This window comes from Achromobacter semiaridum, from assembly GCF_053543755.1.
Window position 1 is genome coordinate 88,108 of record NZ_JBLVOL010000066.1, and the last position, 13,904, is coordinate 102,011.

16 protein-coding genes are annotated in these 13,904 nt (G+C 67.1%); 9 read left to right on the top strand and 7 right to left on the bottom strand.

All coding sequences use genetic code 11. The features are described from left to right. From ACNPP0_RS18530 to ACNPP0_RS18550, 5 genes are all read left to right on the top strand, one after another. Positions 1-270: hypothetical protein (locus ACNPP0_RS18530; RefSeq protein ID WP_448706657.1), on the top strand; the 270-nt coding region annotated here is incomplete at its 5' end. Positions 271-279: 9 nt separating this feature from the next. After that, positions 280-981 (top strand): DnaA regulatory inactivator Hda, encoded by a 702-nt coding sequence (gene hda / locus ACNPP0_RS18535; RefSeq protein WP_046806465.1) that lies wholly within the window; start codon positions 280-282, stop codon positions 979-981. Continuing rightward, the gene (locus ACNPP0_RS18540; protein ID WP_120153950.1) at positions 978-1,676 is read left to right on the top strand and encodes an HAD family hydrolase; all 699 of its coding nucleotides are present in this window, start codon (positions 978-980) and stop codon (positions 1,674-1,676) included. Before hda ends, ACNPP0_RS18540 begins: the two co-directional genes overlap by 4 nt. Next, positions 1,676-3,067 carry a polynucleotide adenylyltransferase PcnB gene (pcnB, locus tag ACNPP0_RS18545; protein ID WP_448706658.1) on the top strand — a complete coding sequence of 464 codons (1,392 nt, stop codon included), beginning with the start codon at positions 1,676-1,678 and terminating at the stop codon, positions 3,065-3,067. Before ACNPP0_RS18540 ends, pcnB begins: the two co-directional genes overlap by 1 nt. A 3-nt stretch (positions 3,068-3,070) precedes the next feature. Further along, positions 3,071-3,559, top strand: a complete 489-nt coding sequence (locus ACNPP0_RS18550; protein WP_448706659.1) for a 2-amino-4-hydroxy-6-hydroxymethyldihydropteridine diphosphokinase — start codon at positions 3,071-3,073, stop codon at positions 3,557-3,559. A gap of 33 nt (positions 3,560-3,592) precedes the next feature. Here the strand turns inward: ACNPP0_RS18550 and ACNPP0_RS18555 are convergent, their stop codons facing one another. The 4 genes from ACNPP0_RS18555 to ACNPP0_RS18570 are packed head-to-tail and all read right to left on the bottom strand — an operon-like array spanning position 3,593 to position 7,336. Continuing rightward, positions 3,593-4,489 (bottom strand): sugar kinase, encoded by an 897-nt coding sequence (locus ACNPP0_RS18555; RefSeq protein WP_332612854.1) that lies wholly within the window; start codon positions 4,487-4,489, stop codon positions 3,593-3,595. Further along, complete coding sequence (locus ACNPP0_RS18560; RefSeq protein WP_332612855.1) at positions 4,486-5,319, bottom strand: HpcH/HpaI aldolase/citrate lyase family protein; 834 nt, start codon at positions 5,317-5,319, stop codon at positions 4,486-4,488. Before ACNPP0_RS18560 ends, ACNPP0_RS18555 begins: the two co-directional genes overlap by 4 nt. Continuing rightward, the gene (locus tag ACNPP0_RS18565; protein WP_332612856.1) at positions 5,316-6,509 is read right to left on the bottom strand and encodes a CaiB/BaiF CoA transferase family protein; all 1,194 of its coding nucleotides are present in this window, start codon (positions 6,507-6,509) and stop codon (positions 5,316-5,318) included. Before ACNPP0_RS18565 ends, ACNPP0_RS18560 begins: the two co-directional genes overlap by 4 nt. Next, complete coding sequence (locus tag ACNPP0_RS18570) at positions 6,506-7,336, bottom strand: HTD2 family dehydratase (protein WP_332612857.1); 831 nt, start codon at positions 7,334-7,336, stop codon at positions 6,506-6,508. The genes ACNPP0_RS18565 and ACNPP0_RS18570 overlap by 4 nt, the downstream gene beginning before the upstream one ends. Positions 7,337-7,513: 177 nt before the next feature. Between ACNPP0_RS18570 and ACNPP0_RS18575 the strand changes: the two genes are divergently transcribed. After that, a complete protein-coding gene (locus ACNPP0_RS18575; protein ID WP_104143472.1) occupies positions 7,514-8,407 on the top strand; it encodes a LysR family transcriptional regulator in 894 nt (297 codons plus the stop codon). Positions 8,408-8,437: 30 nt separating this feature from the next. Here the strand turns inward: ACNPP0_RS18575 and paaG are convergent, their stop codons facing one another. The 3 genes from paaG to ACNPP0_RS18590 are packed head-to-tail and all read right to left on the bottom strand — an operon-like array spanning position 8,438 to position 11,623. Continuing rightward, positions 8,438-9,256: a 2-(1,2-epoxy-1,2-dihydrophenyl)acetyl-CoA isomerase PaaG gene (paaG, locus tag ACNPP0_RS18580; protein WP_448706660.1), complete on the bottom strand. Its 819-nt coding sequence runs from the start codon at positions 9,254-9,256 to the stop codon at positions 8,438-8,440. Continuing rightward, positions 9,253-10,401 carry an acyl-CoA dehydrogenase family protein gene (locus ACNPP0_RS18585; RefSeq protein ID WP_448706661.1) on the bottom strand — a complete coding sequence of 383 codons (1,149 nt, stop codon included), beginning with the start codon at positions 10,399-10,401 and terminating at the stop codon, positions 9,253-9,255. The genes paaG and ACNPP0_RS18585 overlap by 4 nt, the downstream gene beginning before the upstream one ends. Positions 10,402-10,432: 31 nt before the next feature. Next, positions 10,433-11,623 carry an acyl-CoA dehydrogenase family protein gene (locus ACNPP0_RS18590; RefSeq protein WP_448706662.1) on the bottom strand — a complete coding sequence of 397 codons (1,191 nt, stop codon included), beginning with the start codon at positions 11,621-11,623 and terminating at the stop codon, positions 10,433-10,435. Positions 11,624-11,840: 217 nt separating this feature from the next. Here ACNPP0_RS18590 and ACNPP0_RS18595 point away from each other — a divergent pair, with 217 nt between their 5' ends. The 3 genes from ACNPP0_RS18595 to ACNPP0_RS18605 form a co-directional block, all read left to right on the top strand. Then, positions 11,841-12,245: a Zn-ribbon domain-containing OB-fold protein gene (locus ACNPP0_RS18595; protein ID WP_332612864.1), complete on the top strand. Its 405-nt coding sequence runs from the start codon at positions 11,841-11,843 to the stop codon at positions 12,243-12,245. Then, positions 12,242-13,414 carry a thiolase family protein gene (locus ACNPP0_RS18600; RefSeq protein ID WP_448706663.1) on the top strand — a complete coding sequence of 391 codons (1,173 nt, stop codon included), beginning with the start codon at positions 12,242-12,244 and terminating at the stop codon, positions 13,412-13,414. The genes ACNPP0_RS18595 and ACNPP0_RS18600 overlap by 4 nt, the downstream gene beginning before the upstream one ends. 63 nt (positions 13,415-13,477) lie before the next feature. Beyond that, positions 13,478-13,904, top strand: a 427-nt coding sequence (locus tag ACNPP0_RS18605; protein WP_448706664.1) for an AMP-binding protein, incomplete at its 3' end; no start/stop codon positions are given.

The window sequence follows — 13,904 nt, forward strand, 5'->3', positions numbered from 1 at the left end:
CCCGGGCGGGTCGGGCTGGCCGGGGAGCAAAAAGGGCGCAAACCCAAGCCTGGCAAAGCCCTTGAGCGCGACACCATCCCCCCAGGTGGTTTAAAGTGTTGGGTTGGCCGGGTTGGATTTTGCCAGTTTCTGGCGGGCATTACCCGAATCGGCCCCGTGTATCACCGTTTTTTGGCTTTTCCGGCAACACCGGCATGCCCATCGCGCCGCAGCGAGCCTTGCGCAGACATACCGCGCACGGCATTGGAAGTACCGAACAAGCCTGATTGATAACCTCTCATGAACCGCCAGCTGCTGCTCGACGTTCTTCCCGCGCCAGCGCCATCGCTGAACAACTATATCGCCGGCCCCAACGGGGAAGCGCTGGCGGCCGTGCGCGCGCTCAATCCGGGTCGCGCGCTGTATATATGGGGCGCCGCGGGGTGTGGCCGGACCCATCTGCTGCGCGCCCTGACCGCGCGGCCGGACGCCGTCTTCGTTGATCCGGCCAAGGGCGAAACCATGCTGCGCCGCCTGGCCGAGGCCGATTCCAAATCCCCCATGCCGAAGTTCGTGGCCGTTGACGACGTGCACCGCATGGACGACAGCCGCCAGGCCGCCCTGTTTGCGCTGTACAACCGCTGGCGTGAATCCGCCGCCACGGGCCGCGCCTTTGCGCTGGCGCTGGCCGGCGACCGCGCCCCGCTGTCCATGCCGCTGCGCGAAGACCTGCGCACCCGCCTGGGCTGGGACCTGGTGTTCCGCCTGGACCCGCTGTCCGACGCCGACAAGCTGGCCGCGCTGTCCGCGCAGGCCGCCGAACGCGGCATGCACCTGGCGCCCGAAATCATCAACTGGATGCTGATTCATCACGAACGCGACATCCGCAAACTGGCCGCGTTGATCGACGCGCTTGACCGCTATTCCCTGGCCACCGGCCGTCCCATCACCCTGCCATTGCTGCGCGCCATGCTCGCAGATCCTGATTCGCAACGCACATGACATCCCGACGTCTCGCCCTGTTCGACCTGGACCACACCCTGTTGCCGCTGGACAGCGACTATCAATGGGCCGACTACCTGGCCCGCACAGGCCGCGCCGGAGACCCCGTCCAGGCCCGTCGCCAGAACGACGACCTGATGGACCGCTACAACCGCGGCGAACTCACCGCCGAACAGGCAGCCGAATTCATGCTGGGCCTGCTGGCGGCGCATTCGCCCTTCGACCTGGCCGACTGGCATGAAGAATTCATGCGCGAGGTCATCCGCCCGTCCATCACGGCCGACGCGCGCGCGCTGGTGCAATCCCACCTGGACGCCGGCGACCTGTGCGCCATCGTCACGGCCACCAACAGCTTTGTCACCGCCCCCATCGCGCGCGCCTTCGGCGTGCCCTACCTGGTGGCCACCGACGCCGAATACCTGCGCGGTCGCTACACCGGCCGCATCCTGGGCACGCCCAGTTTCAAGGAAGGCAAGGTAGTGCGCGTGAACGAATGGCTGTCCAATCTGGGATTGGCGCTTGCGGATTTCCCCGAATCGTTTTTCTATAGCGATTCGGTCAATGATGTGCCTCTGCTGGAAAAGGTGACCCGTCCGATCGCCGCCAACCCCAGCCCGACCTTGCGCACCATCGCAAAGGACCGTGGCTGGCAAGTGATCGACTTGTTCGACCACATGGAAGACTCGAAGTCCTAATGATCACTGAAACCATAAAAAAATTCGTCGGCCGCTTGTTCGCGCCGGCACCCCGGGGGCCGTTGCGCATTGGGCGCGACAAGCACGGCATTGATCGCCGTAACGTTTCTCGCCACGCCATCAAGGTCTGCGAAGTCTTGCGCCAGCACGGCTACGAAGGCTATATCGTGGGCGGCGCGGTGCGCGACCTGATCGTCGGACTGGAACCCAAGGATTTCGACGTGGCCACCAACGCCACGCCCGAACAGATCCGCCCGCTGTTTCGCCGCGCGCGCATCATCGGCCGCCGCTTTCAGCTGGTGCACGTGGTGTTCGGCCAGGAAATCATCGAAACCTCCACCTTCCGCGCCCCGGCGTCCGAAGAGCAGGAAACCGATGAACACGGCCGCATCTTGCGCGACAACGTGTTCGGGTCACAAGAAGAAGACGCCAAGCGCCGCGACTTCACCATGAACGCGCTGTACTACGACCCGCACACCGAGGAAGTCATCGACTACCACAACGGTGTGGCCGACCTGAAAAAACGCCAGGTCCGCATCATCGGCGACCCGGTCAAGCGTTACCGCGAAGACCCGGTGCGCATGCTGCGCGCGGTGCGCTTTGCCGCCAAGCTCAACGGCACGATCGACCCCGCCACGCGCGAGCCCATCAGTACCATGGCCGAGCTCATCGAAAACGTGCCGGCCTCGCGCCTGTTCGACGAAATGCTCAAGCTGTTGACCTGCGGCCACGCCATGGACTGCCTGCGCCAGCTGCGCGCCGAAGGCCTGCACAACGGCCTGCTGCCCTTGCTGGACGTGGTGCTGGAACAGCCCGGTGGCGAACACTTCGTGGAACTGGCGCTGGAACGCACCGACGCCCGCGTGCGCGCCGGCAAGACGGTCAGCCCCAGCTTCCTGTTTGCCGCGCTGCTGTGGCAGCAGGTGGACGTGCGCTGGAAGCAGTTGCGCGCGCAGGGCGAACACACCATACCCGCGCTGTCGCAAGCGGCCGATTCGGTGCTGGACGAACAGACGGAAAAGCTGGCCATCCAGCGTCGCTTCTCGTCCGACATGCGTGAAATCTGGTTCATGCAGCCGCGTTTCGAGCGTCGCATGGGCAAGACGATTTTCCGCATGATCGAACAACCGCGCTTCCGCGCCGCCTGCGACTTTCTGCAATTGCGCGCAGCGGCCGGCGAATTCGACAGCGTGCTGGCGCAGTGGTGGATGGACCTGGCCAATGCCGACGACGTGACGCGCGCCGACATGATCGAAGAAGTCGCGCGCCTGCCGCGCGAAGCCGGCGATGGCGGCATGGGCGGCATGGGCAGCCCCGCTACGTCGACCGGCACGCGCAAGCGCCGGCGTCCGCGCCGTTCGCCGTCGCGCGGCCCGGCCACCCCCGAGTAAACCGTGTCGCCCGCTTTGGTCCGCGCCTATATCGGCCTGGGCGCCAACCTGGGCGACAGCGCGGCCACCTTGCGCCGCGTGCTGGCCCAATTGCAGGCCACGGACGGCATCGACGCCGTGACGGCGTCGCCGTTCTACCGCAGCGCGCCGGTGGACGCCACCGGCCCCGACTTCGTCAATGCCGTGGCGGCGCTGGACACGCGTCTGCCGCCACTGGCATTGCTGGATGCGCTACAGGCGCTGGAAAACCAGCACGGGCGGCTGCGCCCTTACAAGAACGCGCCGCGCACGCTGGACCTGGATCTGCTGACGTACGACGACCAGCAGCTGGACCACCAGCGGCTGATCCTGCCCCATCCGCGCATGCATCAACGCGCGTTCGTGCTGCTGCCACTGCAAGATCTGGCGCCGGACATGCAGGTGAATGGCCGGCCGATTTCAACGTGGATCGCCGAGACCCAGGATCAGGCGATCGAACGCCTGCCGGATTGATCGGGCCGGCAGCCCCCAGCTAGGGGCCGGCGCCTACGCTTTAGGCGCAAACGCCATCATCGCGCGTTCCACGTCTTCCACTTGCGGCAACCCGGCCTCATTACCCAGATGCTGGATCTTGTGCGCCGACGCCGCGCGCGCAAAGGTGAAGTGTTCCAGCCAGGGCAATTCGGGCCGGTTCAAATACGACCACACATAGGCGCCGTGGAACACGTCGCCCGCCCCCGAGGTATCCACGATGCGTTCGCCCGGCACATCCAGCGATGGCAACGTATCGACGCGCCCCGCCTCGTCGTACCAAAGCATGCCGCGTTCGCCCATCGTGACCGCGCCGATGCGGCAGCCGCGGGCCTTCAGCAAGTCCAGCAGCCCGGCCGGGCTCAGCGCCAGCTGTTCGCACATGCGCTCCGCGCACACGGCCACGTCGATATGGCGCAGCAGTTCGTCGGTGTTCTCGCGCACGCCGCCGCCGTCCAGCGACGTCAGCACGCCCGCCTGCCGGCATGCGCGCGCATAGTGCAGCGCGGCGTCGGGCTGATGGCCGTCCAGATGCAACGCGCGAAATGCGCCGATATCCAGCCGGGGGAAATCGTTCAGATATTGCACGTCGCGCGCGCGCACAATGGCGCGCTTGCCGTGATTGGGCATGATGAACGACAACGATGACCGGCGCACATGCCGCGCATGCAGCGTGATGCCGTGCGCGGCGGCCATGTCGGTGTACATGTGGCCCAGCCAATCGGGCGCCAGCGAACAGATCAGGTCGGGCGGCGTGCCCAGCTTGCCGCAGGTAAACGCCGCCGTGACGGCGTTGCCGCCAAAGGACACGGCGTAGTCACGCGCCACGCTTTTTTCGTCGCCGGTGGGCCATTCGTCGGCCAGTATGGTGACGTCGATGTAGGTGTGCCCGATAAAGAGCGCATCGCTCATGTGGGAGCCTGCTCGCCGGCCTGAGCAAGCACCAGGCGCGCGCGAGCGATGACGGGTGCATCCACCATCTTGCCGTCCAGCATGAAGGTGCCTGCCGCCGTCTCGCGATGCGTGGCCACCACGCGCCGCGCCCAGGCCAGTTCTTCGCGCGCCGGCACGAACGCCGCGTGAATCACCGGCACTTGCGCCGGGTGGATGCACAGCATGCCGCCAAAGCCCATCTGCTGGGCGCGCCCCGCCGCCGCCGCCAGCCCGGCCGTGTCCTGCACGCCGGGAAACACGCCGTCCAGCGCGGGCGCGAGCCCGGCGGCGCGGTTGTGCAGCAATACCTGCACGCGGGCCTGATCCAGCACGGTTTCGGCGCCGGGGGTGTCCGGCGTCAGGCCCATGTCCAGCGCGTAGTCCAGGCTGCCGAAGGCCAGCCGCGCCACGCCGGGCGTGGCCGCGACTTCGGACGCGTTCAACAGCCCGCGCGCGGTTTCGATGATGGGGATGACCGGCAACCCGGTCTGCGCCACGTGCCGCACCTGCGCCAGCGTTTCAGCTTTGGGCAGGAGGATGCCGGCAATGTTCGGCCGGCCACGGCAGGCTTTCAGGTCGTCGTCGTGCCAGGATGTGGATGCGTCGTTGATGCGCACCCACAGGCGGGCGTCGCGATGCGTCCCCAGGAAGTCGCACAGCGCCTCGCGGGCGGACGCCTTGGCCAGATGCTCGACGGCGTCTTCCAGGTCCACGATAACGGTGTCGGCCCCGGCGGCCAGCGCTTTGGGGATGCGCTCGGCGCGCGAAGCCGGCACGAATAGGGCGCTACGAACGACGGAATGCGTCACACGACCTCCGAAGCATGCAGTTGCGCCACCTGATCGGGCGCGTATCCCAACGATGCTAGCACCGCATCCGTGTTTTCGCCCACGGCGGGCACGGCGGCCATGCGCGGCGCGAACGCGCTGCTGCTGGCGGGCGGCAACAGCGCGGGCACCATGCCGGCCGGGCTGTCGACCTGGCTCCAGCGCGCGCGCGCCTGCAATTGCGGGTGCGCCCAGACGCCGGCCATGTCATTGACGCGGGCGTTGGCAATCTGCGCATCCTCCAGCCGCTGCGTCACCTGTTCGATCGACAGGTCCGCAAACGCCGCCACGATCAGATCGCGCAGCGCATCGCGGTTGGCGGTGCGCTGCGAATTCGAGATAAAGCGGGCGTCTTCGGCCAGCGTGGGCTGACGCAGCACCTGCGCGCAGAACACGCGCCATTCGCGTTCGTTTTGCAGGCCCAGCATGATGGTCGAGCCATCGCCCACCGGAAACGGCCCATACGGATAGATCGACGCATGCGCCGCGCCCGCGCGCACGGGCGGCTTGGCGCCCTCGAATGCGTAGTACATCGGAAAGCCCATCCACTCGACCATGCTTTCCAGCATGGACACGTCCAGGCGGCTGCCCAAGCCGGTTTTCTGGCGCAGCAACAAGGCATTCAGGATGGCCGAATACGCATACATGCCGGCCGCGATATCGGCGATGGAACACCCGGCCTTGACCGGGTCGTCCTGCGTGCCCGTTACCGACAGAAAGCCGCTTTCGCTTTGGATCAGCAGGTCATACGCCTTCTTGTCCTGATACGGGCCGCCTTCGCCATAGCCGGAAATATCGCAGACAATCAGGCGCGGATAGCGCGCATGCAGGGCCTCGAACGACAGCCCCAGCCGGGCCGCCGCGCCGGGCGCCAGGTTTTGCACCAGCACGTCGGCCGATTCCAGCAGGCGCTCCATGATGCCGCCCGCCTCGTCGCGCTTCAGGTCCAGCGTCAGGCTTTCCTTGGACCGGTTGGTCCAGACGAAATGCGAGGACAGGCCGCGCACGCGTTCGTCGTAGCCGCGCGCGAAATCGCCGCTGCCGGGGCGTTCAATCTTGATGACGCGCGCGCCCATGTCCGCCAGCTGGCGGGTGCAAAAGGGGGCGGCGATGGCGTGTTCCAGGCTGACGACGGTAATGCCATCCAACGGGCGGGATGCCGGTGTGCTCATTCGGTAAACCTCAGTTCGGCTTGATGGGCCAGCGTGCCGTCCTGCTCGGCCCACAGCTGGGCGAGGCCCGGCTCGGTCAAGCGGCCGGCCACCTGGAAAGGCGTGGGCGAAATCAGCGGACGCAGGCCGCGGTAGCTTAGATGCGTGGGACGCAGCCGGGGATGGGCGCGCGTAAAGGCGGCAACCATTTCGGTGGCAATCAGGGGGCCGTGCACGACCAGCCCCGGGTACCCTTCAACGCCCGTGACATAGGGGTGGTCGTAATGGATGCGGTGGCCGTTGAAGGTCACCGCCGAATAGCGGAACAGCAGCACCGACGTGGGGTTGACGGTGTCGCTCCATTGCGCCTGGGGCGCGGGCTCGCTGCCCGCCAGCTTCGGTGGCGACGGCTGGCGGTAGACGATGTCCTGCTCTTCTTCGATGACGACGTCACCAGCCTGGTGATATTCGTGGCGCACGGTGACGAACAGCAGCGCGCCGGTACGGCCCGCCTTCTCTTCCACCTTGATCACCTTGGATACCCGTTCGGCCGGCACGCCCACCTTCAAAGGCTGATGCCATTGCACCCGGCCGCCCGCCCACATGCGGTTACGGTCCTGGGCCGGTGGCAAAAAACCGCCGCGCGCGGGGTGCCCATCCGTCCCCAACCCGTCCATGCCCACGGTGCTGATGAAAAACGCCCATTGCCACAAGGGCGGCAGGGCCTCGCCCACGCCCGGCGCCTGACCGCCCAGGGTGGCCGCAATGCGGGCCGCGTGGCCGGGGTCCATGGCGTCCGGCTTGCGTTCGCCGCTGCCGATCCAGGCTGCCGGATCTGTAGAAGTCATGCCCATATCCTTTGGTGGGGTTGTTGGGTGGGGGATTTGGTGGGATTTTTCGTAAGCGTCAAGGATGCCCGCAAGCCGTCCCCGTTGTGAATTCGTTTTTCCTCAAGGCGGGGTTTGCGGCGCCTGAATCGACAGCCCACGCCCAGGCCCGGCGCGGCGCGCCGTAATATATGGCCCATGCACTTCGACCTAGCCGACCTACGCCTGTTCATCCACATCGCCGAATCCCCCAGCCTGACCCAGGCCGCGAAACGAGCGCATCTGTCCCTGGCCGCCGTCAGCGTGCGGATCAAGGCGCTGGAGAACCAGCTCAATTCCCGCCTGCTGTACCGCGACAGCCGGGGAGTGGAAATCACGCCCGCCGGGCAGAAACTGCTGCAACACGCCCGCGTCATCATGCGGCAGGTGGACCACCTGAAGCACGACTTCCAAGAGCAATCCGACGGCGATGCCGGGCACATCCGCATCTTTGCCAACACCACGGCCGTGACCGAATTCATGCCGGACATCCTGGCGCAGTTCCTGTCGGGGCACCCGGGCGTCACGGTGGACCTGCAAGAACGCCTGACGCGCGACATCGTGCGCGGCGTCCTGGACGGCACTACCGACCTGGGCATCGTGGCCGGCCCGGTCGATGCGCCCGAGCTGCAAGCCATACACTTCAGCACCGACCGGCTGGTGCTGGTGGTGCCCAACGGCCATCCGCTGCAAGACCAGGACAAGGTCAAGCTGGTGGATGCCGTGCGCTACCCGTTCATCACCATGCATGAAGGTTCCACGCTGGTGGCCTTTTTGCGCGACCAGCTGGAACGCAGCGGCCAGCGTCTACCGCAACGCATCCAGCTGTACAGCTTCGACTCCATCTGCCGCATGGTGCAAGCGGGCGTGGGCATCGGCGTGATTCCCGATTCCGCCGCGCGCCGCTATGGCGCCGACACCAAGTTGCGCGTGGTAGAGCTGGATGAACCCTGGGTGGTGCGTGAACGCAAGCTGCTGGTGCGCGACATCGACGCCCTGCCCGGCTGCGCGCGCGACCTGATCGAACAGATCCAGGTCCCGCGCGCGCCCTGACCTTCAGGGCGCGACACAAGCTCCCGTCGCTCAGGTTCCGGTGAACGCGGGCGGCCGCTTTTCGGCAAAGGCGCGCATGCCTTCCAGGTAGTCGTCCGTGTAGCCAAGCTCGCGCTGCAACCGGCATTCCAGATCGAACTGCTGGGCCAGCGTATTGCCGCTGGACGCGTGCAGCGCCGCCTTGGTGGCCGCGTAGGCCCGCGTGGGCCCGGCGGCCAATGTGGCGGAGACGTCCGAGACGGTGGCGGCCACCGCATCGTCAGGCACGACACGCCAGATCAGCCCCCACGCGGCGGCCTCGGTGGCGCTGACGGCCTCGCCGAACAACGCCGCGCCCATCGCGCGCGCCGAGCCCACCAGCCGGGGCAAGAACCATGTGCCACCCGCATCCGGCAGCAAGCCGATCTTGCTGAACGCCTGCACGAAGCGGGCCGACTGCGCGGCAAACACCACGTCGCAGGCCAGCACCAGGCTGGCGCCCGCGCCCGCCGCCACGCCGTTCATCACGCACACTACCGGCACCGGCAGCGCGCGCAAACGGGTGATCAACGGGCGATAGCATTTTTCCAGCATCAGGCTCAGGTCGCGCCGCGAGCCGTCCTCGGAGGGCTTGCGCTCGCTTAGATCCTGCCCCGCGCAAAAGCCCCGCCCCGCGCCGGTGATGACCAGGCCGCGCAGACCGGCGTGCGACTCCATCACATCCAGCGCGCGCGCCAGTTCGGCATGCATGACTTCGGTAAAGCTGTTGAGGCGGTCCGGCCGGTTCAGGGTGATGACGCCCACGCCGTCTTCCAGCGTGAACCGGATCTGCGTGTAGCCGTCGGCTGCGTTGTCTTGCGTTGCGTTCATGCCCGCTGCTCCTGCAATGCCGCTTCCTCCAGCATGGCCACTTCGGCCAGCACCGCCAATTGCTCGGCCGTGTCGCCCAGCAACGGATCCACCATGGTCAGCCGCTTGAAATAATCGCCCACCTCCAGCTCGTCGGTCATGCCCATGCCGCCGTGCAGTTGCACCGCCATCTGCGCCACCTGGCGCCCGGCGCGCGCGGCTTCCAACTTGGCCGACGCGATCATGCGGCGGCGCTGCACGGCATCGGGTTCGGTCAGCGCGGCCACGGCCACATAGGCCATCGACAAAGCCAGTTCCTTGGCCACCAGCATCTCGGCCAATCGGTGTTGCAGCGCCTGGAACGAGGCCAGCGGCTGACCGAATTGCTTGCGCGTCTTCAGATAATCAACGGTGATTTCCAATAGCCGGTCGATCGCGCCCGCTGCGTGCGCGCACAGCGCCGCCGTGCCCCACTGCAACGCCTGGGCCAGGGCGTCGTCGGCCTGCGCGCCCTCGGCCAGCAAGGCATCGGCGGACAGGCCCACCGCGTCGAAATCCAGTCGGGCGCAGCGCGCGCCGTCCAGCGTGGGCGCGTCGGTGACGCGCACGCCGGCAACGTCCGACGGGACGGCCAGCAACACGGTCTGGCCCTCGGCGCCCAATGCGCTGACCAGCCACACCTTGGCCGCCGCGCCGTGCCACACCAAATGCTTGGCGCCATCCAGCCGCCAGCCCTGCCCCGTCTTTGCCGCGCGGCAATCGCGTGGCCGCGTGTCGTAGCGTCGGCCCGGCTCTTGATAGGCCACGCTAACGATCACCTCGCCCGATGCTATGCCCGGCAACCACCGGCCACGCGCCGCGTCGCCACACGCGTCCAGCAATGCCGCACCCATGACGGCGCTGGGAATGACGGGCTCGGACACCAGCGCGCGGCCCAGTTCCACATGCACGGGCAGCAGGCTGGCCGGCACTTCGCCAAAGCCGCCGAAGTCCTGCGAAATGGTCAGGCCCAGCACACCCAGTTCGGCCAGCGCGCCCCAGGCGCGGGCATCCAGCGTGCCGGTGGCCTGGCGCGCGCGGCGTTGGGGAAATGTCCATGCCTGGTCCACCAGGCGGCGCAGGCTGTCGGCCAGCATGCGCTGTTCTTCGGTATAGATGAAATCCATGCGTGTCTTCCTGTCGGATGGCGCGGCGGGCCTACAGGCCCAGCACCAGGCGGGCGATGATGCCCTTCTGCACTTCGGTCGTGCCGCCGTAGATGGACGTCTTGCGCATATCGGCATAGCCCGCGCCCGATGCCGCGGCCATCGCCGGGCCCGGCCCGTGATCGTCGTGGTCGGCCAGCAGCCAGTCGGGGTCGTAGGGCCAGGCGTCCGGCCCCGCCACTTCCATTTGCAGCATCGCCAGATCCTGCTGGATCTCGGACCCGCGAATCTTCAGCACCGAGGCCTCGGGGCCGGGCGTGCCGTCGTTGCTGGACGCCACGCGCAGCAGCAGCATTTCCAGCGCCATGATGTCCACTTCAATGCGCGAGATGCGGTCGCGGAAACGGCTGTCGGCCAGCACGGGCTTGCCGCGCGATTGCGCTTGCGCCGCCATGTGTTTCAAGATGCCCAGTTCGCGATGGCAATGGCCCAGCCCGGCGATGCCGGTGCGCTCGTGGCCCAACAGGTACTTGGCGTAGGTCCAGCCCTGGTTCTCCTCGCCCACCAGGTTTTCCACCGGTACGCGCACGTCTTCCAGCCAGACTTCATTGACGTCGTGGCCGCCGTCCAGCGTGCGGATGGGGCGCACCGTCACGCCCGGCGCTCGCATGTCCAGCAGCAGCATCGAGATGCCGCGTTGGGCACGCGCGTCAGGGTCGGTGCGGGCCAGGCAGAACATCCAGTCGGCGTACTGCGCCAGCGTGGTCCAGGTTTTCTGGCCGTTGACGACGTAATCATCGCCATCGCGCACGGCGCGTGTTTTCAGCGACGCCAGGTCCGACCCCGAACCCGGTTCGGAATAGCCCTGGCACCACCAGTCCTGCACGCGAGGGATGCGTGGCAAAAAGCGCGATTGTTGCTGCGCGCTGCCGTATTTCATCAGCACGGGGCCAATCATCGACAAGCCGAACGGCAGCAGGCGCGGCGCGCCGGCCTTGAAGCATTCCACTTCGAAGATCAGGCGCTGCAAGGCGTTCCAGCCCGTGCCGCCGTGCGCTTCCGGCCAGTTCGGGGCGCCCCAGCCCTGGTCTGCCAGGATGTTGTGCCAGCGCACGTAGTCGTCGCGTTCCAGCCGCTGATGGCGCAACACCTTGTCTCGGATATCGGCGGGCAGGCGGGTGGCGGCAAACGCGCGCACCTCGTCGCGGAATTGGCGCTCTTGCGGCGTCCAGGTCAGGTTCATGGTCTACCTCCTTTGCCCGGTATCTAGCCATGGCGCAGGCGGCCCCACAATCTGCCTCTTCCGAAGACCGGCTTCGCGCTGGATGTAGGGCAACGCAACGCGCCGCCGGGCGGCCCACTACCGCTTCGCAAAAGGCCTGCTTCAGCAATGAAGAATGGCAGAACCTTGGCGCAGTGCCGACACTAGCAGCCGTCATCCACTGGAATCCCATCGCACCATGACTGTTTCCGATCACAAGGAAGGCGTGTCGCAGGGCGTCGAGGCGCAGTACCGCCAGGCGCTCGACCAGGGCCGCTTTCTTATCCAGCACTGTGGCGGTTGCGACCGCGCGGTCTTCTATCCCCGCATGGTCTGCCCGCACTGCGGCGCGGACAAACTGACCTTCACGCCGGCCGACGGTCGCGGCGCCGTCTATTCCACCACCGTCGTGCGCCGCAAACCCGAGGCGGGCGGCGACTACAACGTGGCGTTGATCGACCTGCAAGAAGGCGTGCGCATGATGAGCCGAGTTGAAGGCGTTGCGCCGGCCGACGTGCGCATCGGCATGGCCGTGCGCGCCCGAGTGATTCAACAGGACGGCCACGGCCTGGTGGTCTTTGACGCTAAGCAGGAGGCGGCATGACGCTCGACGATTTGCGCGGCGCGGTGGCCGTGGCCGGGGTCGGCCATGCGGGCCTGGGACAGGCCAACGGCTTTACCGAAATGGAAATCCTGGTGCAGGCGGCGCAGCGCGCCGTGGCCGATGCAGGGCTGACCCTGCGCGACATAGACGGCATCTGCACGGCCAGCGTGGCCGCGCCGATGTGGGCCATGCCGGTGATCGAACACCTGGGCATCCGCCCCACCTTCATCGACAGCACCATGCTGGGAGGCTCCAGCTTCGTGGCGCACCTGTTGCCGGCCATGCACGCGCTGGCGTCCGGCCAGTGCAACGCCGTGCTGGTCTGCTATGGCAGCACGCAGCGCACGTCCACGCTGAGCCGCGCCGAAGTGGGCCGCGTGCGCAAGCAGTTCGACCCCCAACCCTATGAAACGCCCTACGACCCGCTAAGCCCGCTGTCCTCGTACGCGCTGGCGGCGGCGCGCCACATGCACCAGTACGGCACCCGCCGCGAGCATCTGGCGCAGGTGGCGCTGGCGGCCAACCAATGGGCGCAGCTGAACCCCGAGGCGCAGCTGCGCCAACCCACCACGCTGGATGAAATCCTGTCGGCGCGCATGGTGTCCGACCCCTTGAGCGTGCGCGATTGCTGCCTGGTTACCGACGGCGCGGGCGCCTTTGTGCTGGTGCGCGCCGACCGTGCGCGCGAGCTGCCGCGTCCGCCAGTCTACGTGTTGGGCAACGCCACGGCAGTCTGGAACCGGCAGATTTCGTCCATGCACGATTTGACGGTGACCGCCGCCGCGCAGTCGGGCAAGCAGGCCTTCGACATGGCCGGCGTGTCGCCGCGCGACATCGACGTGGTCGAACTCTACGACGCCTTCACCATCAACACGTTGCTGTTCCTGGAAGACCTGGGCTTTTGCGCCAAGGGCGAATCCAAGGACTTCATCGCGGATGGCGCCATCGCGCCGGGCGGCCGCCTGCCGGTCAACACCAACGGCGGCGGTTTGTGCTGCGTGCATCCCGGCATGTACGGCGTCTTCATCATGATCGAGGCCGTGCGGCAATTGCGCGGGGAATGCGGCGACCGGCAGGTGGCCGATGCGCACCTGGCGCTGGTGCACGGCAACGGCGGCACCTTATCCAGCCAGTCGACCGCCATCCTGGGCACCCAAGCCACGCTTTGATGCCCGCGTGGATCCACGCTTTGACCGGTTCACTCTTGCACTTTGACTTGCACGCCACCCTCGATGCCTCAAGCAGAAACCCTTACCCGCATCCATGAACTGCTGGCCCGCCAGGCGCGCCAGCAACCCGACGCCATCGTGCTGTACGAAGAAGGCGGCGGCACCGTCACCTATGCGCAGCTATGGCAGCGCGTACAGGCCGTGGCCGACTGGCTGCGCGGGCAAGGCGTGCAGCCCGGCCATCGCGTGCTGCTGGTGGGCGAAAACTGCACCGCGATGATCGCGGCCTTGTTCGGATGCGGCGTGGTGGGCGCGTGGCCGGTGGGGGTGAATGCGCGGCTGTCCACCCGCGAGGTGGACAACATCCGCCAGCACGCGCAGCCCGAACTGCTGCTGTACACCACCGGCGTGTCGTCCGCCGCTGCCGCGCATGCCGCAGACGCGAACGCAGTGGACGCGGACGCCGCCGTGTGGGGGCCGGGCGTGCCGG